Here is a 22,502-nt window from a genome sequence, read left to right as displayed (position 1 = left end):
GGAATTAGCCGCGTGTAAACCGTACCGGACCTGTTCGGAGGGGACGTCTTGCAAATCCATTACCATTGGACCGGGCTGCCGGAATCCTGCCGTGGGGCATCCGTGGCGATGGGCAATTTCGACGGCCTGCATCGCGGCCACCTTGCCGTGATCGACACGGCCCGCGCTGCAATGGACGCGCCTCTCGGCGTGATTACCTTCGAGCCGCATCCGCGTGAGTTCTTCGCCCCCGATGCGCCGCCATTCCGGCTGATGAATGCCGAGGCGCGGGCCAACCGGCTGCGCCGTCTGGGGGTGGATCATCTGTTCCAGCTTCCATTCGGGCCAGAGCTTGCCGGGCTTTCACCCGAAGCCTTTGCCCGCGATGTGCTGGCGGAGGGGTTGGGGATCGCGCATGTGACCGTCGGTCGGGATTTCCATTTCGGCAAAAGCCGGGCCGGTGATGCGTCGAGCTTGCAGGAGTTGGGAAACAGGTTTGGTTTCGGGGTCACCATTGCCCCGCTGATCGGCGAAGATGGCGCGGATTTTTCCTCGACCGCGATCAGGAAGGCTTTGTCCGCGGGGCGTCCGCGAGATGCCGAACGGATGCTGGGTCACTGGCATCGCATCGAGGGTGAAGTGCTGCATGGCGAAAAGCGCGGTCGCAAACTGGGATATCCGACCGCAAATATGTCGGTGGACGGGCTGCATATCCCGAAGCTGGGTGTTTATGCCGTCATGGTGGATGTCGTGGGCGGGCCGCATAAGGGGCGTTATCCGGGGGTTGCCAGTATCGGTGTCCGCCCCATGTTCGGACGGAATGAACCCAATCTGGAGGTGCATCTCTTCGATTTCGACGGCGATCTTTATGGTGAGCATCTTTCCGTGGCGCTGATCGACTATCTGCGGCCCGAACAGAAATTCGCCGGGGTGGATGAGCTTGTTGCGCAGATGGACCGGGATGGCGAACAGGCCCGCAAGATTCTGGCGGAAGGCTGATGCGTCCGCGCTTCTGGGAATTGCCCTTGCGCGATCTCGATTCTCGGGAATGGGAGGCGCTTTGCGATGGCTGCGGAAAATGCTGCCTGAACAAGCTGGAATTCGAGGATACGGACGAGCTTGCCTTTACTCGTATCGCCTGCCGTCTTCTGGACGGAGAGACATGCCGCTGCACGCGATATGAAACGCGGCATCGTTATGTTCCTGAATGCGTGACCCTTTCGCCGGAAAAGATCCGCGACATCTCCTATTGGCTGCCGGCAAGCTGTGCCTATAGGCTGCGGCATGAGGGCAAGTCGCTGCCGGAATGGCATTATCTGATCAGCGGTGACCGTGACGCGGTTCATCGTGCGGGCATGTCGGTGCGCGGCTGGACCCTGTCAGAGGCCGAAGTGCCCGAGGAAGATTGGGAGGATCATATCATCGAGGATCTGTCATGAATTTTGGCTCGGATAATTGTTCCGGGGTACATCCTGCGGTGATGGCGGCGCTGATGGCAGCGAATGAAGGTTATGTCGCTTCTTATGGCGGGGATGCGCTGACGGCGGCTGCCGAGGATCGCGTCCGTGAGGTGCTGGATGCGCCGGAAGCCTCGGTGTTGTTCGTGGCGACGGGGACCGCGGCGAATGCGATCTGTCTTGGCGGAGCGGTCAATGGCTGGGACCGGATCTTCTGTCATGAGGATGCGCATATCGAAACCTCGGAATGCGGCGCACCAGAGCTTTTCACCGGCGGCGCAAAGCTGACCCTGATGCCGGGCGATGGCGGGCTGATCGACCCTGACGCTCTGGACCGTGCTGCCGGTTTCTGGGCGGGCGAAGGGCTTGGCGGGAGCAGACCCGGCGCGATCTCGCTGACCAACACGACCGAATGGGGCCGGATCTGGACGGCAGAGATGCTGGCCGAGATCTCGGCGATCGGAAAGCAGCATCAACTTTTGCTGCATATGGACGGGGCGCGTTTTGCCAATGCGGTGGCGGGAAGCGATGCGGAGCCTGCATCCGTCACGCATCGGGCGGGCGTCGATCTGCTGTCATTCGGCGGCACGAAAAACGGCGCGATGGGGGTTGAGGCGATTGTGGCGTTCAATCCCGAACTGGCCGCGCGGCTTGACTATATCCGCAAACGCAGCGGGCATTTGCTGTCGAAACATCGCTTCCTTTCGGCGCAGTTTTACGCGCTGATGGAAGGGGGTCTGTGGCTGGAACTGGCACGGCACGCCAATGATATGGCGGGCTTGCTGGCGCAGCAGCTTGATGCCGTCGAAGGGGCGCATCTGGCGCAGCCCGCCGATGCAAATCAGGTTTTTGCGGTGATTCCGGTCGATGCAGAGGACCGCGCCCGCTCGGCAGGTGCGGTGTTCCATAAATGGGCCTCTCTTGGCGAAGAGACCGAAGATATGGTGACCGTCCGCTTTGTCTGCGGCTGGAATACGACCGAAGAGGATGTCAGCGACCTTGTCGAGGCGCTTCGCGGATAGGTTCAGGCACGGTCGAGATTCATCCGGGTCAGATCCGCGAACTGATCCGCATGGGTCAGAGGCAGCATATGACCCGCGCCGGGAATGACGGCGCGTCCGACATCGGGCAGGCGGGCCGCCAGAGCCTCGGCGATTTCGTGAACGACCTTCGGAGAGTGTTCTCCGGCAATCAGCATGACCGGCGCATCAATTCTTTCCAGCCCGTTTTCGCGCAGGATCTCGGCGCAGTCCGCCATCAGAAACGCGTTGGTGTCCATCACCATCTTCATCTGCGTACGAAGTTTCTCGGCGTGGGGTCCCTCGGTCGGCAGACCCGCCGTCGATCCCCAATCGCCCAGAAACCGGCGCAGCATTCCGTCCCAGTCGCCGGATTTCTGGAACGGCGCCAGCCGGTCATGTTCCGCCTTGCTGGAGGCTTCCGGGGCGGCGGCGAACAGCACCGGCTCGACCAGTGTCAGGGATCTGACGGCCTCGGGCACCCCGACCGCGATGCGCAGCGCAACCGTCGCGCCGAAGCTGTGACCGATCAGATCAACCGGGTGCCTGATCATGCGGGCGGCGTGACGGGTCACGAATGTATGCAGATCCGTATCATCCTGAGCCTGCCAGTCAGGGCTGCGGCCGTGACCCGGAAAATCGAAGGCTTGCAGGTCGATCATCCCGTCAAGCCGCTCCATTAGCGGGGCGAACAGATTGCTGCTGCCCATCATGCAATGCAGGCCGATGGCCGGACGATCCGGGTCGCCTTCAAAATGGCGTTCAAATAATGTCATAGGCCCGACAGATGCTCGGCCAGCATGTCCAGCCGGTCCTGACCCCAGAATTTCTCGCCGGTCTCGCGCACGATATAGAACGGAGAACCGAACACCCCGGCAGCAACCGCATCTTCCAGATTGCGGCCATATTGCTCGGCCCCGACGAACAGACCTTTATCGGTAAGTGCCGGATCGAATCCTGAAGCTGACAGCACGTCCCGGATCACCTCATCATCCGAGATATCCCTGTCTTCGGCCCAGACCGCCCGCAGAAATCCACGGACCAGAGCCCCGATATCCCCACCGCCCGCTTCCTGCGCCGCGATGATCGCATAAGAAGACGGTGCCATATTCACCGGGAAATGCGCGGGCCGAAGATTCATCTCCATGCCCAGACGGTCGCGCCACCGCTTGATCTCCTGCATGCGGTAATCCAGCCGGCTTTCATGCCTTTCCGCAGGAGCCAGCCCGCCGGTGCGCGGGAAAAGCTGCATCAGGTCGATGGGTTTATAGGTAATCGTCGCATCATGCTGTGCGGCAATCTGTTCAAGCCTGTCTCCGGCAAGATAGGACCAGGTGCTGATCGTCCCGAGATAATAGTCGATATGCGCCATTTGACCTTCCATCGGTCGGTTGAGGTTTGCGGGCAGGCTAGCGCGGTGCTAAGTCCGCTGCAATCATACGAATCCTGCCTGCGAGGACCGGAATGCCCGCAATGACCGAACCCAAGCTGATCTCTGGCAATGCCAACAAGCCTCTGGCGCAAGCGATTGCACGGCGGATGTCGATGCATCGCGGCATGAATGTCGCGCTTGTCGATGCCCGTGTCGAGCGTTTCAACGATCAGGAAATCTTCGTCGAGGTCTTCGACAATGTCCGGGGCGAGGATATGTATATCATACAATCCACCTCGAACCCGGCGAATGACAATCTGCTGGAACTGCTGATCATGACCGATGCGCTGAAGCGGTCATCGGCAAACAGGATCACGGCTGTCATCCCCTATTTCGGCTATGCTCGTCAGGATCGCCGGGCCAAGGCGCGGACGCCGATCTCGGCCAAGCTGGTGGCGAATATGCTGACCACGGCAGGCGTCGACCGGGTGCTGACGCTCGATCTCCATGCGACCCAGATCCAGGGGTTCTTCGATATTCCGGTGGATAATCTTTATGCAGCGCCGGTCTTTGCGCTGGATATCCGGCATCACTTCAAGGGCCGGATGGATGATCTGATGGTCGTCTCGCCCGATGTCGGCGGTGTCGCCCGTGCACGAGAGATTGCGCAGCGGATCGACGTGCCGATGGCCATCGTAGACAAACGCCGTGAGAAGGCGGGCGAGGTCGCCGATATGACCGTGATCGGTGATGTCGAAGGCAAAAGCTGCATTATCGTTGACGATATCTGCGACACGGCCGGAACGCTGGTAAAGGCCGCTCAGCTTCTGACCGATCATGGCGCGACCGAGGTTCACGCCTATATCACGCATGGGGTTCTGTCCGGCCCCGCGGTCGAGCGGGTTCAGAACTCGGTGATGAAATCTCTGGTCATCACCGATTCCATCGATCAACCCGCTCCGGTGAAGAACTGCCCAAATATCCGCATCGTGCCGACCGCGCCGATGTTCGCGCAGGCGATCATCAATATCTGGAACGGCACCTCAGTGAGCTCGCTGTTTGAACTGGATACGCTTGGCCCGATTTATGAGGGCCTCTATACCGGCGGCTGAGCCGTGTTTCTTTGATCGGACGATAAAGCCGCGTCGTTTCTGGTGCGGCTTTTTTTCATCGGGGCAGGGCGGTTGCGAAGAAAAAGGCGGCAGGGAATCCCCGCCGCCTTTCCGAAGAAGATTTGCCGAAGGCTCAGGCGAGCGACGAATCGATCTCTTTGCAGGCCGCGACAAGGCCTTTCACCGCATCGACCGACTTGTCGAACATTGCCTGTTCGTCCTTGTTCAGCTTGATGTCGATGATCTTCTCGATCCCGCCTTCGCCGATCACGGTCGGCACGCCGACATAGAGGCCTTTCAGCCCATAAGCGCCGTCAACATATGCCGCGCAGGGCAGGACGCGCTTCTGATCTTTCAGATAGGCTTCCGCCATCTCGATCGCCGAGGTTGCGGGGGCATAGAAAGCGCTGCCGGTTTTCAGCAGGCCGACGATCTCGGCGCCGCCATCGCGGGTGCGCTGTACGATTTCGTCCAGTTTTTCCTGAGTCGTCCAGCCCATCTTGACCAGATCGGGCAGGGGGATACCGGCGACGGTGGAGTAACGCGCCAGCGGCACCATCGTATCGCCGTGACCGCCCAGAACGAAGGCCGTGACATCGCGCATCGACACATCGAATTCCAGCGACAGGAAATGACGGAAACGGCCGGAATCCAGAACACCGGCCATGCCGCAGACTTTTTCAGCCGGAAGACCGCTGAATTTCTGCAGCGCCCAGACCATCGCGTCCAGCGGGTTGGTGATGCAGATGACGAAAGCGTTCGGAGCATGCTGACTGATGCCCTCGCCCACGGATTTCATCACTTTCAGGTTGATGCCAAGCAGATCGTCGCGGGACATGCCGGGCTTGCGCGGCACGCCTGCCGTGACGATGCAGACATCCGCTCCGGCGATGTCGGCATAGTCGTTCGCACCTTTCAGCCGGGCGTCGAAGCCCTCGGCAGGGCCGGATTCGGCGATATCGAGCGCCTTGCCCTGCGGAACGCCTTCCGCGATGTCGAACAGGACGACATCGCCCAGTTCCTTCATCGCTGCCAGATGGGCCAGCGTGCCGCCGATCTGACCTGCGCCAATCAGTGCTATTTTGGGACGAGCCATGGATTCCTCCGGGAAATGGTCATTTGGTCGTGGCATGGGTTAGACCCTCACCGAGGCGCTTTCAAGGCGCGATTCGGTTAACGCGGAGTATGACAGTGGAGTTAACGCAAACATCGTGGGTCCTTGCGGTGTTGGGGGCCGTCGCCGTCGGCATGGCAAAGGGCGGTCTCAGCATGATGAGCATGATCTCGGTTCCGATCATGGCGCTGACCATGTCTCCGGTCGTGGCTGCAGGGATTTTGCTGCCTGTCTATGTCATCTCGGATATTGGCGGGCTGATTGCGTTTCGCAGGGCCTTTGACTGGCCGACGCTGATCACCTTGCTGCCGGGAGCGGTTGCGGGCATCGCTTTGGGATGGGCGACGGCCCATGCTGTCGATGATGCGGCGATCATGCTGATCATCGGGCTGATCGGGGCGGTCTTTGCCCTGAACGCGCTGATCCGTCCCCAGATGGGAGGCGCACGCGGCCCCAGATGGGGCGCGGGGTCGTTCTGGGGGGCGCTTGCGGGGTATACCAGCTTTGTCAGCCATTCCGGCGTGCCGCCCTATCAGATCTATGTGCAGCCGATGCAGATGCAAAGCCGGGTCTTTGCGGGGACAACGACGGTGTTCTTTACCATCGTCAACGCGGTGAAGCTGATCCCCTATTATTTTCTGGGCCAGCTTAATCCCGCCAATCTGCGCATTTCCGCGATGCTGATCCTGCCCGCGCTCGGAGGTCTGATGCTTGGCCTCTGGCTGTTGCGGGTGATTCCGCAGGCATTGTTCTACAAGATCATCACCTGGGCGCTGCTTCTGATCTCGCTGCGCCTGATCTGGACGGGTTGGGTCGGCCTCTAGGGTGCTGCGACACCGGGAAGCAGGTTCGGCGATTGCTGCAGGCGCGAAATGATGCGAGACTGAGCGCGACGATCATGAGTCCGATCAAGCCGGAGTTGCCAGATGCTGATCCTGATCCTTGGTGTCGCCCTGTGGTGGGCAGCACATCTGTTCAAACGTGTCACGCCTGAAGCGCGGGCGAATCTGGGCGAACGTGGCCCTGCCGTGGTCACCGGTCTTCTGGTTTTGTCTGTCCTGCTGATGATCTGGGGCTATCGGATCGCGCCTGCGGACAGTTTCTGGTGGGGTCCGTCCCCGATGATGAAAGGGATCAATAACCTGCTGGTCCTGATCGCGGTTTATCTGTTCGCAGCTGCCGGCATGAAGACCGGCATCACCAAGCGCCTTCGTCACCCTCAGCTTACCGGTTTCGCCTTATGGGCGTTCGCGCATTTGCTGGTGAATGGCGATCTGCCCTCGCTGGTGTTGTTCGGCGGGTTGCTGGCCTGGGCGATTGCCGAGATGGTTATCATTAACCGTGCCGAGCCGGGTTGGACCGCGCCCGCCCATTCTGTTCCTCTGCGCAAGGAAGTTATGGCTTTGGCCGGGACGCTGATCGTCTACGGAGTTGCCGGGCTGGTTCACGGCTGGCTTGGCTATAACCCGTTCGGAGCGTGACATGGCGACTCTTTATCGATTGCTGACAGAGGACGATAACTCAGCGTTCTGCCACAAGGTGAGTGCTGCGCTTGCAAAGGGCTGGCAGCTTCACGGAACGCCCAGCATCGCATTCGATTCGTCGCGCGGCGTGATGCGCTGCGCTCAGGCGGTGACGAAGGATATAGAGGGCGATTATGATCCCGAGATGAAGCTGGGTGCGCAGTAGATTACCTGCGGGATCGGGAATCGGGCTGATATTGCCGCGCTGCGGCAATGCTGTGATCACAGCCCTGAATAATGTGATCACAAATGGCGAAAATTACTAACTTTCTTACCATCACTGGACATGCACAGGTGACAGGGGGCAAAAAACCCTTATGACAGTGCAAAACCAGCCAGCTCGCGTGCCAGCTGTTGCCGTGGGCCCGCAACTTATTGAAGGGGGACGACATGGCTGATGTGAACCGGGGAGACCGGCCGCTTTCACCGCATCTGCAGGTCTATCGCCTGCCACCCGCCGCCATCACGTCGATCATGAACCGCATCACCGGCCATGCGATGATTGCAGGCCTGCTGCTGTTGGCATACTGGCTTCTGGGCGTTGCCGTGGGCGGCAGGACCTGGGATATCGCCAATGCGCTGACCCGGTCGTGGTTCGGCTGGATCGTGCTTGTGGGATCGGCCTGGGCGCTGTGGTTCCACTTTCTGGCCGGTATCCGTCACTTCTTCTATGATTCCGGTATCGGGCTGGACATCGAGACCGCGCGGAAAACCAGCTTTGCGATCATTATCGGCTCGGTCGTGATGACCCTGCTGAGCCTGATCCTGTACTATATCTGAGGGGAAGCCTATGCGTTATATCACTCCGCGCAAAGCCGCTGTCGGTCACGGTGCCTCTCATACCGGAACGCAGCATCACTGGTGGATGACCGTAAGCGCAACGGTGCTTGCGGTGCTGACGCCCTCTTTTCTTATGGTTATCGGTACGGCGCTGCAGATCCCGGAACGGCGCGAGATTCTGGGATATTTCAGCCAGCCTTATCCGGCATTGGTGGTCGGTATCTTCATGACGCTTGGCATGTTGCATTTCATCAAGGGCACCAGGCTGATGATCGACGACTATCTGGATCATACCGCCCGCAAGCTTGCGCTTATCGCCGCCGCCGCTTTTGGCTGGATGGTGATCGCCGTTACCCTCTTCGCCCTGGCGCGTGTCATGCTCGCCACAGCTCAGATCTGAGGTCGAAATGTCTGACAACAAGAACGAAACCCAACCGGACGATGCGACCGAATCGAAATATTCCTATGAGGTCCATGATTACGATGTGGTCGTGGTCGGTGCGGGTGGCTCGGGGCTGCGGGCAACGCTCGGCATGGCCGAACAGGGGCTGCGCACGGCCTGCGTGACCAAGGTTTTCCCGACACGTTCGCATACAGTGGCGGCGCAGGGCGGGATCGCTGCATCCCTGTCCAATATGGGGCCGGATAACTGGCAGTGGCATATGTATGACACGGTCAAGGGCTCGGACTGGCTGGGTGATACCGACGCGATGGAATATCTGGCGCGTGAGGCCCCGAAAGCGGTCTATGAGCTGGAACATTACGGTGTGCCGTTCAGCCGCACCGAAGAGGGCAAGATCTATCAGCGCCCCTTTGGCGGCCATACGACCGAATTTGGCGAAGGCCCGCCCGTGCAGCGCACCTGTGCGGCTGCCGACCGGACCGGCCACGCCATTCTGCACACGCTTTACGGCCAGTCGCTGAAAGAAAATGCCGAGTTCTTTATCGAATATTTCGCGCTCGACCTGATCATCACTGACGGTAAATGCACCGGCGTCGTGGCGTGGAAATTGGATGATGGCACCATGCATGTCTTCAACGCCAAGATGGTGGTGCTGGCGACGGGCGGCTATGGCCGCGCCTATTTCAGCGCGACCTCGGCCCATACCTGCACCGGAGACGGTGGCGGGATGGTCGCACGGGCCGGTCTGCCGCTTCAGGATATGGAGTTCGTTCAGTTCCACCCGACCGGGATTTACGGCTCTGGCTGTCTGATCACCGAGGGTGCGCGGGGCGAGGGCGGCTATCTGACCAACTCGGAAGGTGAGCGTTTCATGGAGCGTTATGCTCCGACCTATAAGGATCTTGCCTCGCGCGACGTGGTATCGCGCTGCATGACGATGGAGATCCGTGAGGGGCGCGGCGTCGGTGAGGACAAGGATCATATCTTCCTGAACCTGATGCATCTCGACCCCGAAACGCTGCATGAACGTCTGCCGGGCATTTCGGAATCGGCCAAGATTTTCGCCGGTGTCGATGTGACCCGTGAGCCGATCCCGGTTCTTCCGACGGTGCATTACAATATGGGCGGAATTCCCACGAATTATTGGGGAGAAGTGCTTGACCCGACAGAAGAAAACCCGGACCGGACCTTCCCCGGCCTGATGGCGGTCGGTGAGGCTGGCTGTGCCTCGGTGCACGGCGCGAACCGACTTGGTTCAAATTCGCTGATCGACCTCGTTGTGTTCGGTCGCGCGGCGGCGATCAAGGCGGGCGAGGTGATCGACCGTGACAGCGGCATTCCCGCCACCAATGCGGCAGCTGTGGACAAGATCTTCGAACGTTTCGATAGTATCCGTTATGCCGATGGGGGCACGCCGACAGCACAATTGCGCGGCGAGATGCAGCGGACCATGCAGGCCGATGCGGCGGTTTTCAGAACCGACAAGACCCTTGCTGAAGGTGTTGATAAGATGAAGGAAATCGCCGGGAAGCTGGACGATCTTCACGTCACCGATCGCGGTCTGATCTGGAATACCGACCTGATGGAGACGCTGGAACTGACAAACCTCATGCCCAATGCGATGGCGACCATCGTTGCGGCCGAGGCGCGGAAGGAATCGCGTGGCGCTCATGCGCAGGAAGATTATCCGGACCGGGACGATCAGAACTGGCGCAAGCACAGCCTCGCCTGGGTCGATGGCAGCAATGTGACGCTTGCTTACAGGCCTGTTCATCTTGAACCGCTGACGAAAGAAGCCGAAGGTGGTATCGATCTGAAGAAGATAGCACCTAAGAAAAGGGTTTACTGATGCGTCTTATCTTGTCTCTGGGCGCCGTTTCGCTGGCTTTGGCCGGTTGCGTCGCACCTGTTACCACCCAGCCGACCGCACCCATCGTCAATCCTCCGGTGACGCAACCGCCGCCGCCTACCAATACGCTGGACAGCTCGACCCGGTCGGTCGCGCGGGATGTCATCAATCGCGAAATGGCCAAGCGCCTGCCGGGACGCAATGTCGGGCCGATCACGGATTGCGTCGTGAACGGCGCCAGCATGGCAGAACTGACCGATATCGCTGCACGCGGCGTCAACGACTCGGCATCGGCTGCGGCTTCGGTTGCGGTGATCGTTGCGCGTGAGCCCGCGAAAGGCTGCATCGGAAGAGCAGCGCAACTGGGTTGAGCAAGGCCGTCGCCATAAGTCTGATGCTTGCATCGCCGCTGGCTCTGGCGGGATGCGGGCCTCTGCCGCTTGAGGATGCCGAGCGTGTCTGCATCGAGGATGCCCGCGCCGCTGTTTCTCCTCGGGGTGAGGTCGGGATCGGCATCGGTTCGGATGGCGACGGGATTGATCCGGTCGGACGGTTCGAAATCTCGGTTTCGTCCGACTATATAATGGGGCGCGATCCGTCGGTTGTCTTTGCCCAATGCGTTCAGCGCCGCGCCGGGCAGCCGCCCTCCCGCCCGCTTTACGAACAGCCGGGTTGGGGTGTGCGATGATCCGGGCGCATCTTGCCACTTTTCCGCCACGCCGTAAATTGATGCGGCAGGTTGTCAAGGCGATCTTGCCGCAGGTAGATCATCTGTTTGTTGTACTCAATGAATACGAGGATATGCCCGGCATTCTGCGGACGAATGACAAGGTAACGGCAATTATTCCTAATCGCGATGTGAAGGATGCAGGCAAATTCTGGTTCAAGCCGGATCCCGATGATATAGTTTTCACGATTGATGATGATATTGGCTATCCGCCGGATTATGTCGCGCAAACCATCGCGCAGTTCGAGACGATGGATACAAGGCAGAATGTGGTTGGTTATAATGCACATCGCATCGCGCTTCCGATCATACCGGATCGTAATCCCTGGGAAAACTTCCTGTTCCATCAGGAACTGTCCGAGATAACGCCGATTGCCCTTATCGGGACCGGAACCGTTTGTGCCCGCGGCTCTTCCATCCCTGATCTGAAAGTGATGGAGCCTTATGTCGGCCTGGCCGATATCGCCTATTGCCACTGGCTGTTCAAGCAGCAGATTTTACCTTGGGCTTTGCCTCGAAAAGCTGGCTGGCTGCCGAGAATTATGCATCCTCATTTGATGGAAACCTCGCTTTTCTATACTTTCGCCCGCAAGCGCGACCCGCATATGCGTGAGTTGCTGAAAGAATTTCTCATGGAGTGGCCGCATTTGCCGAAACGCAGGCCGTCCGTAACGCAACAGAGCTGACCACCAGGAGGTCCCCAATGGTCGAGTTTACCCTTCCGAAGAACAGCAAGATCCGGGTCGGAAAGACATGGCCCAAGCCCGAGGGCGCGACCAATCTGCGCAAGTTCAAGATTTATCGCTGGGATCCAGATACGGGCGAAAACCCACGTGTGGATACTTATTTCGTCGATCTGGATAAATGCGGGCCGATGGTTCTGGACGCGCTGATCAAGATCAAGTCCGAGATTGATCCGACCCTGTCCTTCCGTCGTTCTTGCCGTGAGGGGATTTGCGGTTCCTGTGCGATGAATATCGACGGCGGCAACCATCTGGCCTGTATCTATGGCATGGATGAGATCAAGGGCGACGTGAATATCTATCCGCTGCCGCATATGCCGGTGGTGAAGGACCTGATCCCGGATCTGACGCATTTCTATGCGCAGCACGCCTCGATCAACCCGTATCTGATCACCAAATCGCCGGCTCCGGGCAAGGAATGGAAGCAGTCCATCGAGGACCGGAAGAAACTTGACGGTCTTTATGAGTGCATCATGTGTGCCTCCTGCTCGACCTCCTGCCCGAGCTATTGGTGGAATGGCGACAAATATCTGGGGCCGGCGACACTGCTGGCAGCCTATCGCTGGATCATCGACAGCCGGGATGAGGCAACGCCGGAACGGCTTGATCAGCTTGAGGACCCGTTCAAGCTGTATCGCTGCCATACGATCATGAACTGCACCAATACCTGTCCGAAAGGCCTGAACCCCGCGAAGGCCATCGCGGAGATCAAGCATATGCTGGTCGACCGGATCGTCTGAGCCGGATTTTGCGGGATTACGCTGCGTTGCGGCTTTAAATGCTGCGACGCAGCGTGTATGTTGTGCACATGGGAGGGACCACGCAGATGAGGGTTTCGACCATGAGCACCCCCGGCACGACCAAACCGACGAAACGCAATGCGCAGGACGCGCTTGCGGTTCTGGAACAGATGTTTGCATATTTTTCCTTTGAGGCGCTGCCTCTGGAAAAACCCCTGCATAAGGCCGCGTAGGTCCTTGGCGGCGCGGGTCCTTCCGGCCCGCGCCGCATTAACTTCAGGATCAGGATTCGCTGATCTCCGCTGCCTGATCTTCGCTATCAAGCATATTTTCGAGAAAACGCTCGAACTCATCCAGATCGACCGGATCGAACTGACCGAACCCCTGCATCCATATCGAGGCGTTGCGCAGCCCGTGAGGCTCGATCTGGCACCATGTGATGCGTCCGCGCCGCTCTTGGCGGATCAGACCGGCCTGCGCTAGAACCGCCAGATGTTTTGAGACCGCCGCAAGGCTGACATCGAACGGGGCGGCGACATCGGTGACCGCCATGTCATCTTCCAGCAACATGCCCAGAATACGGCGGCGGGTGGGGTCGGCCAATGCCGCAAAGATCTGGTCGAGGCGTTTTTCAGGGACAGTCATCCGGTTTTATCGGCCTTGATACTCAACTGATTGGTTGAATTATGTAGCAGCGAACCCGGCGCGGTAACAAGGGTTGTTAAAAGTAGGACCAAGAGAAATTTATTTATTTCAATATGTTGTGGCTTCCCTTGATCTGCTTGACTCGGGGCGCTGTGACCCCTATCACCGCCGCGACGATAACAGGGGTGTGAGATTTGCCCGACCGCGACGAACGTGTCGACCATGCCGAACGGCTGCGGCAGTTGGAAGAGCGGCTGGCGAAGATCAAGGCTCCGAAACCGCCTACGCGGACGCAAATCACGATGAACCACGCCGAGACGGCATGGCGCATGGTGATCGAGCTGGTGTCGGGTCTTGGAATAGGCTTCGCCATCGGGTTCGGACTGGACAGTATTTTCGGCACGATGCCGATTTTCCTGATCCTGTTTTTGCTTGTGGGGCTGGCGGCGGGCATCAAAGTGATGCTTGGCACGGCCGAGGAAATGCAGCGCAGGGCTGCGAAGAACACGCAGGGCGACCTGCCGCAGACAAGGGATGACGCACGTGGCGACGGAAACGGAAGCTGAGACCGGCCTTGCTTTCCACCCGATGGAACAGTTCGAAGTCACGCCGCTTTTCGGCGATGGCGCAGTCCATTGGTATACACCGACCAATGCCACGCTCTGGTTCGGTATCACGCTGATCGCGATCATCGCGCTTCTGGTCTTCGGAACGCGCGGCCGCGCCGTCATTCCCAGCCGGGTTCAGTCCATCGCCGAGATGACTTATGGCATGGTCTACAAGATGATCGAGGATATCTGCGGCAAAGAGGGGCTGAAATTCTTCCCCTATATCATGACGCTGTTCTCTTTCATCGTTTTCGCGAATTATCTGGCGCTGATCCCGAAAAGCTTCTCGACCACCTCGCATATCGCCGTGACGGCGGTTCTGGCGATGTTCGTTTTCATCGGCGTGACGGTTCTGGGCTTTGTCCGCAACGGCACCGCATTTTTCGGTCTGTTCTGGGTGAAATCCGCGCCTCTGGCGTTGCGTCCGGTTCTGGCGCTGATCGAGGTGATTTCTTACTTCGTGCGTCCGGTCAGCCACTCTATCCGTCTTGCGGGTAACGTCATGGCTGGTCACGCGGTGATCAAGGTATTCGCCGCATTCGCCGCCATTATCTGGATCGCGCCGCTGGCCATTCTGGGCATTATCGGCGTCTACGCTCTGGAGGTGCTTGTCTGCATCATTCAGGCCTATGTCTTCACTATCCTGACCTGCGTCTATCTGAACGACGCATTGCATCCGGCGCACTGACGGATCTGGTCGGGTTCATCAATCCTCAATTCCATAAAGCCTCAAGGAGCAAGAAACATGGAACAACTGGGTCAATATCTGGGTGCTGGTATCGCTTGCGTCGGTATGGCGGGTGCTGCAATCGGTGTGGGCAACGTTGCCGGCAACTACCTGTCGGGTGCGCTGCGCAACCCGTCCGCTGCTGCATCGCAGACCGCGACGCTGTTCATCGGCATGGCCTTCGCGGAAGCCCTGGGCATCTTCTCGTTCCTGGTTGCGCTGCTGCTGCTGTTCGCAGTCTGATCCCTGCCATCCTTGCGGTTGGGTTGGGGATTACGGTCCCCGCCCGATTGTAACCTGAAAGGCCAGAGGTAGGACATGTTCAGCCTGTTGCAGCAAGCAGCCGGGACGGCTGCTGAAACCAATCAAAATACAGCGCCGGCAAATGTGGAAGCCGATGCGGCTGCGGATATCGCCGAGATCTCTTCTCATGGAAGCGATGCCGTGGCTGTGACCCTCGTGGAGAACGGCGATCATCTGGCGGAAGCCGCGAATGGTGCGGCGGGCATGCCTCAGCTTGAGCCGGCCTATTTTGGCAATCTGATCTTCTGGTTGCTGGTGACACTGGCGGTACTTTATTGGGTACTGTCGAAAGTGGCGCTGCCCCGGATTGGCTCGGTCATCTCGGATCGTCAGGGTGTCATCACCGGCGACCTGATGCAGGCCGAGGAATTCAAGAAAAAAGCCAAGGACGCCGAGGCCGCCTATGACAAGGCGCTGTCCGATGCGCGGGCCGAGGCCGGAAAAATTGTCGCGGCGCAGAAAGCCGAGATCCAGAAAGATCTGGATGAGGCCATCGCCAAGGCGGATGCGGAAATCGCCGCGCGTTCGGCGGAATCGGAAAAGCGGATCGGCACGATCCGGGATTCTGCAACTACCGATGCGCGGAGTGTTGCGCGTGAGGTCACGGCCGAGCTGGTGCGCCGCTTCGGCGGTAAGGCAGATGACGCGGCGATTGATGCTGCGGTCGATGCGCGGTTGAAAGGGGCGGTGTGATGAAGAAACTCTCGATCCTTCTGTCGCTGGCGGCGACACCGGCGCTTGCCGCGTCGGGGCCGTTCTTCACCTTTCGGAACACGGATTTCGTCGTTACGGTCGCGTTCCTCGTCTTCATCGGCATTCTGATCTATTTCAAGGTGCCGCGGCTGATCGGCGGTCTTCTGGACAAGCGTGCCGAAGGCATTCGCGCCGATCTGGAAGAAGCACGCCGCCTGCGTGAAGAGGCGCAGGAGCTTTACGCCTCCTATGAACGCCGTCAGCGCGAAGTGAGTAAACAGGCCGACGAAATCGTCGAGAATGCCAAGCGTGAGGCTGTCGCTCAGGCCGACAAGGCGAAGGCGGATCTGGAGCAATCGATTCAGCGTCGCCTGAAAGGTGCCGAAGATCAGATCGCCTCCGCCGAGAGCGACGCTGTCCGAGCGGTCCGCGACAAGGCGGTGCAGACGGCGATCGCTGCGGCAAGTCAGATCCTGCGTGAACAGGGCACCAGCTCTGATCTAAGCGCCGGTATCGACCGCTCGATTGACGAGGTTGCTCAGCGCTTGCACTGACCCAAAATCGTTCCGCATAAGAAAAAGCCCCGTTACCTCTCGGTGACGGGGCTTCTCCGTTTGTAAGGCCGATCAGTTTGTCGGACGGATCAGGATCTCGACGCGACGGTTCTGAGCCTTGCCTGCCTCGGTGTCGTTCGAGGCAACCGGCTGGCTTTCCCCGCGACCGATCATGACCAGACGCTGCCCGGATACCCCGGCTGCGGTCAGGATGCCGCCAACCGATTGGGCGCGACGCTCGGACAGGTCGAGGTTATAGGATTCGGACGCGGTCGAATCCGTGTGGCCATAGATTTCGACCCGGCTGTTCGGATATTGCTGAAGGTTCTGGGCAAGACCGTACAGGTCGTTCTGCGCCTGACCCGAAACGGCAGCGCTGTCAGATCCGAACAGCAGACCCGAGGGCAGGATGACCTGCAGGTGATCGCCGCGATTGATGATCTGGACGCCCGGCGTGGTCATGACCTGACGCAGCGACTGTTCCTGACGCTCAAGGATGTTACCGACAACCGCCCCTGCGGCTGCACCAACAAGAGCTCCGCGTGCGGCGTCGCGGCCCTGATTATTGTCATCATCATCGCGCTGCGCACCGTAAAGCGCACCGACCGCCGCACCGGCAAGCGCACCTTGCTGGGTTCTGCTCAGCCCCGTTCCGGTGGTGCCGTCAGGGTTGGTCGCGCAGGCGCCAAGCGCCAGGACGCTGGCAGCACCGAGAAGAAGGGAAACTCGCATATTCATTCGCTTGCCTTTCCGTTATTAATGTCGAGATGCCATGCGGCATATATGGTGTTGCAAACGCCGTCATGGTGGCACAGGTTCCGGGTCTTGCCTAGCCAACAGCCTGTTACCCCGCTGAAATTTACTCACATCTTACTGAAACCCGATGCGATTAGCGGCGGTGTCGGGGTGATCTTGTCTTGAACTGACGGGACACTGAGGGCATGACGCGGATATGGCCCGTCTTTCCGCCCCTTTGCCCTATGCACAACAAGTTGCGATCTTCACAAGATTTCGCAATGCCAACCCGGATCCCGTAACGGAACTGGAATACAGCAATGCGTATCAGCTTCTGGTGGCGGTGGCATTATCGGCGCAGGCGACCGATGTGGGCGTGAACCGTGCGACGAAGGATCTGTTCGGACAGGTTTTTATGCCGCAGCAGATGCTGGATCTGGGAGAAGAGGGCCTGACCGATCATATCAAGACGATCGGTCTTTTCCGCCAGAAGGCGAAGAATGTCATGAAGCTCTCCCGGATCCTCGTCGAGGAGTATGATGGAGAGGTGCCGTCCAGCCGCGCCGCCCTGATGGCTTTGCCGGGTGTGGGGCGGAAAACCGCGAATGTGGTGCTGAACAGTGTTTTCGGCTTTCCGGCTCAGGCGGTGGACACCCATATTTTCCGCGTTGGGAACCGGACCCGCATTGCGCCGGGCCGTAATGTCGATGAGGTCGAGCGGGCGATCGAAGATAATGTTCCCGTCGAATTTCAGCAAAATGCACATCACTGGTTGATCCTGCATGGACGCTATATCTGTCAGGCGCGACGACCGCGCTGCATGATCTGCCCTGTTGAAGATCTCTGCCCCTATGAGGAAAAAACCCAATGACCGCTTTCGATGTAATCGGCATCGGTAATGCGATTATCGATGTAATCGCGACTGTGGATGACGCTGCGCTGACCGAGATGGAGGTGCAGAAAGGCATCATGCAGCTTGTCGAACGGGACCGGTCGGAATTTCTGCTGGCGCAGCAGGCCAGACGTGGCAAGGCGCGGCTTGTGCCGGGCGGCTCGGTGGCGAACACCCTGGCCGGGATCGGGCGTATGGGGCTGAACACGGCATTCATCGGCCGGGTTGCCGATGATGAACTGGGTCGTTCATATGCCGAACAGACAGAGGATGAGGGGACGCGCTTCGTCAATGGGCCCGTTGCCGGGGGGCAATTGCCGACCTCGCGCTCGATCATTTTTGTCACGCCGGATGGTGAGCGTTCGATGAATACCTATCTGGGCATCTCCGCCAATCTCGGGCCGAATGATGTCGATGAGGCGATATTTGCGGGAAATAAATGGCTGTTCCTGGAGGGCTATCTGTTCGACAAGCCAGCCGGAAAGTCAGCCTTCGGTGCGGCAGCCGATGCCTGTCACAGGGCGGGAGGCAAGGCAGGTATCGCCTTGTCCGATCCGTTTTGCGTAGACCGGCATCGCGATGATTTCCGCAGGCTCGTCGCCGAGCAGATGGATTATGTGATCGGCAATGTCCATGAATGGGAAGCTCTGTATCAGACCAATATCGACGAGGCGCTGCGCCTTGCGGTTGCGGATTGCCCGACGGTGATCTGCACCCGCTCCGGAGACTCTGCGCTGCTGTTCCGCAATAATCAGCGTGTCGAAGTGCCGGTATATCGCGTGACGCCGGTCGATGCGACCGGTGCCGGAGACCAGTTCGCTGCCGGCCTGATTTACGGGCTCGCAGTCGGAGCCGATCTTGAGACGGCGGGCCGGATGGCGGTCATCGCCGCATCCGAGGTGATCAGCCATGTCGGCGCACGTCCCGAACGCGATCTGACCGAGGATTTCCGCAAGGCAGGCCTGATCTGACCTTACTGGCTGCGCTCCGGGGGCTTCGGTCCCCGGCCAAAATCGGGCGCTGCGGTATCCTGTCCGGCCTCGATAATGCCGCGGCGAATACCCCGGGTTCGCGTGAAATAGTCGTGCAGATGCTCGCCATCTCCCATCCGGATGGCGCGTTGCAGGACGAACAACTCTTCGGTGAAGCGGCCGAGAATATCCAGCACGGCTTCCTTGTTGTTCAGAAACACATCGCGCCACATGGTCGGATCGGATGCCGCGATACGGGTGAAGTCCCGGAAACCCGCAGCCGAATATTTGATGATCTCTGACTCGGTGACCCGTGTCAGATGGTCGGCGACTCCAACCATCGTATAGGCGATCAGATGCGGTGTATGGCTGGTCACGGCCAGCACCAGATCGTGATGCGCAGGCTCCATATCCTCGACATTCGCGCCAAGTGAGCGGATGAACCGGCGCAGGCGCGAGACCTCATGCGAGTCCGTGTCGGGCAGGGGGGTCAAAAGCCACCAGCGGTTTTCGAACAGCTCGGCAAAGCCTGAATGCGGGCCGGATTGTTCGGTTCCGGCCAGAGGGTGACCCGGGATGAAATGCACACCCTCAGGCAGATGGGGCGCGACCAGTTCGATCACCTCTTGCTTGACCGAGCCGACATCCGTCACCACCGCCCCTCGCTTCAGATGCGGCTTGATTTCAGACATCACCTTGCCCATCGCGCCAACCGGGACGCAGAGGATGACCAGATCGGCATCGCGGACGGCGGAGGCGCTGTTATCAACGATCACGTCGCACAGCCTGAGATCGCGGGCAATCGAGCGGGTTCGTGCGCTTCGCGCCGTCCCAGTGATCTGACCCGCCGAACCGGCCCGCTTCGCGGCAAGCGAGATCGACCCGGCGATCAGCCCAAGCCCGATCAGGGCGACCTTGTTGTAGACGACACTCATATCTGGTCCTCTTTTTCCAGTCCCCGCTCGGCCATGAACAGCCCGACGACATGGGCGACACGCCGGCACGAGGATTCGTCGCCGATAGTGATCCGCAGGCAGTTGGGCAACCCGTATCCCGCGACTTTCCGCACGATCACGCCATCGGCTTTCAGCGCCTCGTCGCAGGCGGTGGCGGTTGCTTCGTCGCTGAAGCGGGCCAGCACGAAATTGGCGTGGCTTTCGTCGCAATCAATGCCGAGATTCTGCAAGGCCTCGCGCAGCCAGCCGCGCCATCTGGCGTTTTCGGCCTGACACCGCGTTACATGCGCCCGGTCACGCATGGCCGCCTCGGCTGCGGCCAACTGGACCACAGACAGGTTGAAGGGCTGGCGGACACGGTTCAGCACGTCGATCAGGCTGCGCTGCGCATAGCCCCAGCCGATCCGCAACCCGCCCAGACCGTATATCTTGGAAAATGTGCGCGTTGCCATCAGGTTCGGAAACGTATCGGCAAGATCGAAATCCAGTCGGAACTCTCCGTCGATGAATTCGGTATAGGCACCGTCATGCACCAGAAGCACATCATCCGGCAGGCCAGAGACCAGACGCCGCAATCCGGCCTCGGGCAGAAGCGTGCCGGTCGGATTGCCGGGATTGGTCAGGAAGACGATGCGCGTCTTCGCCGTCACCGCGTTCAGGATGGCATCCACATCCACCTTGCGCTGCCGTTCCGGGACGACAACCGGGGTCGCTCCGGCGGCGCGGGTCAGGATCGGATACATCGAGAAACCATGCTCGGTCATGATGATCTCATCGCCAGGCCCCGCGAAACACTGCGCGGCGAATTGCAGGACCTCGTCCGAGCCCGCGCCGCAGATGATCCGGTCGGGATCCAGCCCATGTATCTCGGCAATCGCCTCGCGCAGGGCTGCGTGATCGGTGTTCGGATAGCGATGCATCTGATGCGCGGCGCGGATCGCCGCCTCACGCGCCTTTTCCGAGGCTCCGTAGGGGTTTTCGTTCGAGGACAGCTTGATCACATTGTCCTGCCCCGCGATATGGGCCGCACCTCCCTGATAAAGCGAGATGTCCATGATGCCGGGCTGAGGCGGGATACGGGGCTGGTCGGACATGATCTGGCTCCTTTCGACGCTGCACTCATAGCTGGGGCGGAACGTATTGGAAAGCGGGCGCTATTGCGGTGTCTGCCGGTGTGGCAAATGGGCTGAACCGGCAGGTCCGGTTTTCCGCCAGCCCAGCGTTGCAAGCTGCGTCGTGCGGCCTCTAAACTGCCGGTAAAGCAACAGGGGATTGAGAGAATGACCGATGATCTGAGCTTCGATACACGCGCGGTCCATGCAGGCACGTCCGCTGATCCGGCGACCGGGGCGCGGCAGGTGCCGATCTACCAGACCACAGCCTATGCGTTCAGGGATGCAGACCACGCCGCCCGGCTGTTCAGCCTGCAAGAGGTGGGTTATATCTATTCCCGCCTGACCAATCCGACCATCGCGGCGCTTCAGGCGCGGATTGCGGATCTGGAGGGCGGGGCGGGCGCGGTCTGCACCTCTTCCGGGCATGCGGCGCAGATCATGGCGCTGTTTCCGCTGATGGGGCCGGGCAAGAACATCGTTGCCTCGACCCGACTTTATGGCGGCACGATCACCCAGTTCAGTCAGACGATCAGGCGCTTCGGCTGGTCGGCAAAATTCGTGGATCTGGATGATCCCGAGGCGGTGAAATCCGCGATTGACGACGATACGCGGGCGGTTTTCTGCGAATCGATCTCGAACCCGGCGGGCTATGTGACGGATATTCCGGTAATCGCGAAGATTGCGGATGAGGCGGGGCTGCCTCTGATCGTTGATAACACGTTGGCCACACCCTATCTCTGCCGCCCGATTGAGATGGGCGCGACACTGGTCGTGCACAGCCTGACGAAATACATGACCGGGAACGGCACGGTTACCGGGGGCGCCGTCGTCGACAGCGGAAAATTCGACTGGTCTGCCAGCGGCAAATTCCCCTCATTGTCAGAACCCGAGCCTGCCTATCACGGGCTGAAATTCCATGAGGCCCTCGGACCGATGGCCTTTACCTTCCACGGGATCGCCATCGGTTTGCGGGATCTCGGCATGACCATGAACCCGCAAGGTGCGCATTACACGCTGATGGGGATCGAGACCCTTGGCCTGAGAATGCCGCGCCATGTCGAGAACGCGCAGAAAGTGGCCGAGTGGCTTGATAACGATCCGCGCGTCAGCTCCGTGACCTATGCCGGGCTGGCCTCGTCTCCGTGGAGCGCGACGGCGAAGCGGGTTTATCCCAAAGGGGCAGGGGCGCTGTTCACCTTTTCGCTGAAGGGTGGATATGACGCGGCGGTCAAGCTGGTCGAGGGGCTGAAACTGTTCAGCCATGTGGCGAATCTGGGCGATGCGCGTTCGCTGGTGATCCATTCGGCGTCAACGACGCACAGCCAGTTGACGGATGAACAGAAGATCGCGGCGGGGGCAGGCCCGGATGTGGTGCGTCTGTCTATCGGGATCGAGGATGCAGACGATCTGATTGCCGATCTGGATCAGGCATTATCTGCGGCGACGGCGTAAAGGCGCTGCTTCGATAAAAGATGGGAAAGCCCG

30 protein-coding genes are annotated in these 22,502 nt (G+C 59.7%); 23 read left to right on the top strand and 7 right to left on the bottom strand.

Annotated elements, in window-relative coordinates; translation table 11 throughout:
* The first annotated feature begins 48 nt into the window (after positions 1-48).
* Genes PAE61_RS12110 through PAE61_RS12100 form a run of 3 tightly spaced genes read left to right on the top strand, consistent with a single transcriptional unit; the run spans position 49 to position 2,458 of the window.
* Positions 49-978, top strand: a complete 930-nt coding sequence (locus PAE61_RS12110) for a bifunctional riboflavin kinase/FAD synthetase (protein WP_271112638.1) — start codon at positions 49-51, stop codon at positions 976-978.
* On the top strand, positions 978-1,418 hold the full coding sequence (locus tag PAE61_RS12105) for a YcgN family cysteine cluster protein (RefSeq protein ID WP_271112637.1): 441 nt from the start codon (positions 978-980) through the stop codon (positions 1,416-1,418). Before PAE61_RS12110 ends, PAE61_RS12105 begins: the two co-directional genes overlap by 1 nt.
* Complete coding sequence (locus tag PAE61_RS12100; protein WP_271112636.1) at positions 1,415-2,458, top strand: threonine aldolase family protein; 1,044 nt, start codon at positions 1,415-1,417, stop codon at positions 2,456-2,458. Before PAE61_RS12105 ends, PAE61_RS12100 begins: the two co-directional genes overlap by 4 nt.
* A gap of 2 nt (positions 2,459-2,460) precedes the next feature.
* Here the strand turns inward: PAE61_RS12100 and PAE61_RS12095 are convergent, their stop codons facing one another.
* Positions 2,461-3,231, bottom strand: coding sequence for an alpha/beta fold hydrolase (locus tag PAE61_RS12095; protein ID WP_271112635.1), 771 nt, complete (start codon positions 3,229-3,231; stop codon positions 2,461-2,463).
* Complete coding sequence (locus tag PAE61_RS12090) at positions 3,228-3,827, bottom strand: 2-hydroxychromene-2-carboxylate isomerase (RefSeq protein ID WP_271112634.1); 600 nt, start codon at positions 3,825-3,827, stop codon at positions 3,228-3,230. The genes PAE61_RS12095 and PAE61_RS12090 overlap by 4 nt, the downstream gene beginning before the upstream one ends.
* A 92-nt stretch (positions 3,828-3,919) precedes the next feature.
* Between PAE61_RS12090 and PAE61_RS12085 the strand changes: the two genes are divergently transcribed.
* Positions 3,920-4,939: a ribose-phosphate pyrophosphokinase gene (locus tag PAE61_RS12085; protein ID WP_271112633.1), complete on the top strand. Its 1,020-nt coding sequence runs from the start codon at positions 3,920-3,922 to the stop codon at positions 4,937-4,939.
* 133 nt (positions 4,940-5,072) lie between these two features.
* Here the strand turns inward: PAE61_RS12085 and mdh are convergent, their stop codons facing one another.
* Positions 5,073-6,035, bottom strand: coding sequence for a malate dehydrogenase (gene mdh / locus PAE61_RS12080; RefSeq protein WP_271112632.1), 963 nt, complete (start codon positions 6,033-6,035; stop codon positions 5,073-5,075).
* A gap of 95 nt (positions 6,036-6,130) precedes the next feature.
* On the opposite strand from mdh, the gene PAE61_RS12075 reads away from it, so the two are divergent.
* The 11 genes from PAE61_RS12075 (at position 6,131) to PAE61_RS12025 (ending at position 13,051) form a co-directional block, all read left to right on the top strand.
* Positions 6,131-6,877: a sulfite exporter TauE/SafE family protein gene (locus tag PAE61_RS12075; RefSeq protein ID WP_271112631.1), complete on the top strand. Its 747-nt coding sequence runs from the start codon at positions 6,131-6,133 to the stop codon at positions 6,875-6,877.
* Between the two features lie 102 nt (positions 6,878-6,979).
* Positions 6,980-7,534 (top strand): NnrU family protein, encoded by a 555-nt coding sequence (locus tag PAE61_RS12070; RefSeq protein ID WP_271112630.1) that lies wholly within the window; start codon positions 6,980-6,982, stop codon positions 7,532-7,534.
* Position 7,535: 1 nt separating this feature from the next.
* Complete coding sequence (locus PAE61_RS12065; protein WP_271112629.1) at positions 7,536-7,742, top strand: DUF1737 domain-containing protein; 207 nt, start codon at positions 7,536-7,538, stop codon at positions 7,740-7,742.
* Between the two features lie 224 nt (positions 7,743-7,966).
* Entirely contained in the window at positions 7,967-8,356 is a 390-nt protein-coding gene (sdhC, locus tag PAE61_RS12060) for a succinate dehydrogenase, cytochrome b556 subunit (RefSeq protein ID WP_271112628.1), read from the top strand.
* Between the two features lie 10 nt (positions 8,357-8,366).
* Positions 8,367-8,756: a succinate dehydrogenase, hydrophobic membrane anchor protein gene (locus PAE61_RS12055; protein WP_271112627.1), complete on the top strand. Its 390-nt coding sequence runs from the start codon at positions 8,367-8,369 to the stop codon at positions 8,754-8,756.
* Between the two features lie 7 nt (positions 8,757-8,763).
* A complete protein-coding gene (gene sdhA / locus PAE61_RS12050; RefSeq protein ID WP_271112626.1) occupies positions 8,764-10,608 on the top strand; it encodes a succinate dehydrogenase flavoprotein subunit in 1,845 nt (614 codons plus the stop codon).
* Positions 10,608-10,979: a hypothetical protein gene (locus tag PAE61_RS12045; RefSeq protein ID WP_271112625.1), complete on the top strand. Its 372-nt coding sequence runs from the start codon at positions 10,608-10,610 to the stop codon at positions 10,977-10,979. The genes sdhA and PAE61_RS12045 overlap by 1 nt, the downstream gene beginning before the upstream one ends.
* On the top strand, positions 10,976-11,296 hold the full coding sequence (locus PAE61_RS12040) for a hypothetical protein (protein WP_353620357.1): 321 nt from the start codon (positions 10,976-10,978) through the stop codon (positions 11,294-11,296). The genes PAE61_RS12045 and PAE61_RS12040 overlap by 4 nt, the downstream gene beginning before the upstream one ends.
* The gene (locus tag PAE61_RS12035) at positions 11,293-12,021 is read left to right on the top strand and encodes a hypothetical protein (RefSeq protein WP_271112624.1); all 729 of its coding nucleotides are present in this window, start codon (positions 11,293-11,295) and stop codon (positions 12,019-12,021) included. The genes PAE61_RS12040 and PAE61_RS12035 overlap by 4 nt, the downstream gene beginning before the upstream one ends.
* Before the next feature lie 17 nt (positions 12,022-12,038).
* A complete protein-coding gene (locus PAE61_RS12030) occupies positions 12,039-12,818 on the top strand; it encodes a succinate dehydrogenase iron-sulfur subunit (protein ID WP_271112623.1) in 780 nt (259 codons plus the stop codon).
* Positions 12,819-12,919: 101 nt separating this feature from the next.
* A complete protein-coding gene (locus PAE61_RS12025) occupies positions 12,920-13,051 on the top strand; it encodes a hypothetical protein (RefSeq protein WP_271112622.1) in 132 nt (43 codons plus the stop codon).
* Positions 13,052-13,100: 49 nt separating this feature from the next.
* Here the strand turns inward: PAE61_RS12025 and PAE61_RS12020 are convergent, their stop codons facing one another.
* Positions 13,101-13,463 carry an ArsR/SmtB family transcription factor gene (locus PAE61_RS12020; protein WP_271112621.1) on the bottom strand — a complete coding sequence of 121 codons (363 nt, stop codon included), beginning with the start codon at positions 13,461-13,463 and terminating at the stop codon, positions 13,101-13,103.
* Between the two features lie 194 nt (positions 13,464-13,657).
* Between PAE61_RS12020 and PAE61_RS12015 the strand changes: the two genes are divergently transcribed.
* From PAE61_RS12015 to PAE61_RS11995, 5 genes are all read left to right on the top strand, one after another.
* Positions 13,658-14,029: an AtpZ/AtpI family protein gene (locus PAE61_RS12015; RefSeq protein ID WP_271112620.1), complete on the top strand. Its 372-nt coding sequence runs from the start codon at positions 13,658-13,660 to the stop codon at positions 14,027-14,029.
* Positions 14,007-14,759 carry a F0F1 ATP synthase subunit A gene (locus tag PAE61_RS12010; RefSeq protein ID WP_271112619.1) on the top strand — a complete coding sequence of 251 codons (753 nt, stop codon included), beginning with the start codon at positions 14,007-14,009 and terminating at the stop codon, positions 14,757-14,759. The genes PAE61_RS12015 and PAE61_RS12010 overlap by 23 nt, the downstream gene beginning before the upstream one ends.
* A gap of 57 nt (positions 14,760-14,816) precedes the next feature.
* On the top strand, positions 14,817-15,041 hold the full coding sequence (locus PAE61_RS12005; protein ID WP_271112618.1) for a F0F1 ATP synthase subunit C: 225 nt from the start codon (positions 14,817-14,819) through the stop codon (positions 15,039-15,041).
* Positions 15,042-15,242: 201 nt separating this feature from the next.
* On the top strand, positions 15,243-15,794 hold the full coding sequence (locus PAE61_RS12000) for a F0F1 ATP synthase subunit B' (protein ID WP_271115147.1): 552 nt from the start codon (positions 15,243-15,245) through the stop codon (positions 15,792-15,794).
* Positions 15,794-16,348: a F0F1 ATP synthase subunit B gene (locus PAE61_RS11995; RefSeq protein ID WP_271112617.1), complete on the top strand. Its 555-nt coding sequence runs from the start codon at positions 15,794-15,796 to the stop codon at positions 16,346-16,348. Before PAE61_RS12000 ends, PAE61_RS11995 begins: the two co-directional genes overlap by 1 nt.
* Before the next feature lie 72 nt (positions 16,349-16,420).
* Here the strand turns inward: PAE61_RS11995 and PAE61_RS11990 are convergent, their stop codons facing one another.
* Positions 16,421-17,086 (bottom strand): YiaD family glycine zipper/OmpA-like lipoprotein, encoded by a 666-nt coding sequence (locus PAE61_RS11990; RefSeq protein ID WP_271112616.1) that lies wholly within the window; start codon positions 17,084-17,086, stop codon positions 16,421-16,423.
* Between the two features lie 214 nt (positions 17,087-17,300).
* Here PAE61_RS11990 and nth point away from each other — a divergent pair, with 214 nt between their 5' ends.
* Complete coding sequence (nth, locus tag PAE61_RS11985) at positions 17,301-17,954, top strand: endonuclease III (protein ID WP_271112615.1); 654 nt, start codon at positions 17,301-17,303, stop codon at positions 17,952-17,954.
* Complete coding sequence (locus PAE61_RS11980; protein ID WP_271112614.1) at positions 17,951-18,946, top strand: adenosine kinase; 996 nt, start codon at positions 17,951-17,953, stop codon at positions 18,944-18,946. The genes nth and PAE61_RS11980 overlap by 4 nt, the downstream gene beginning before the upstream one ends.
* 2 nt (positions 18,947-18,948) lie before the next feature.
* Here PAE61_RS11980 and PAE61_RS11975 read toward each other — a convergent pair whose 3' ends face one another.
* Both PAE61_RS11975 and hisC read right to left on the bottom strand, forming a co-directional pair.
* Positions 18,949-19,881 (bottom strand): prephenate/arogenate dehydrogenase family protein, encoded by a 933-nt coding sequence (locus PAE61_RS11975; RefSeq protein WP_271112613.1) that lies wholly within the window; start codon positions 19,879-19,881, stop codon positions 18,949-18,951.
* Positions 19,878-20,996 (bottom strand): histidinol-phosphate transaminase, encoded by a 1,119-nt coding sequence (hisC, locus tag PAE61_RS11970; protein WP_271112612.1) that lies wholly within the window; start codon positions 20,994-20,996, stop codon positions 19,878-19,880. Before hisC ends, PAE61_RS11975 begins: the two co-directional genes overlap by 4 nt.
* Positions 20,997-21,182: 186 nt before the next feature.
* On the opposite strand from hisC, the gene PAE61_RS11965 reads away from it, so the two are divergent.
* Positions 21,183-22,469 (top strand): O-acetylhomoserine aminocarboxypropyltransferase/cysteine synthase family protein, encoded by a 1,287-nt coding sequence (locus tag PAE61_RS11965; protein ID WP_271112611.1) that lies wholly within the window; start codon positions 21,183-21,185, stop codon positions 22,467-22,469.
* The last annotated feature ends 33 nt before the right edge of the window (positions 22,470-22,502 follow it).

Source organism: Paracoccus aerodenitrificans, assembly GCF_027913215.1.
GTDB classification, from domain to species: Bacteria; Pseudomonadota; Alphaproteobacteria; order Rhodobacterales; family Rhodobacteraceae; genus Paracoccus; species Paracoccus aerodenitrificans.
The sequence above is the reverse complement of the archived record's forward strand: the minus strand, read 5'-3'. Positions and strand labels throughout refer to the sequence as shown.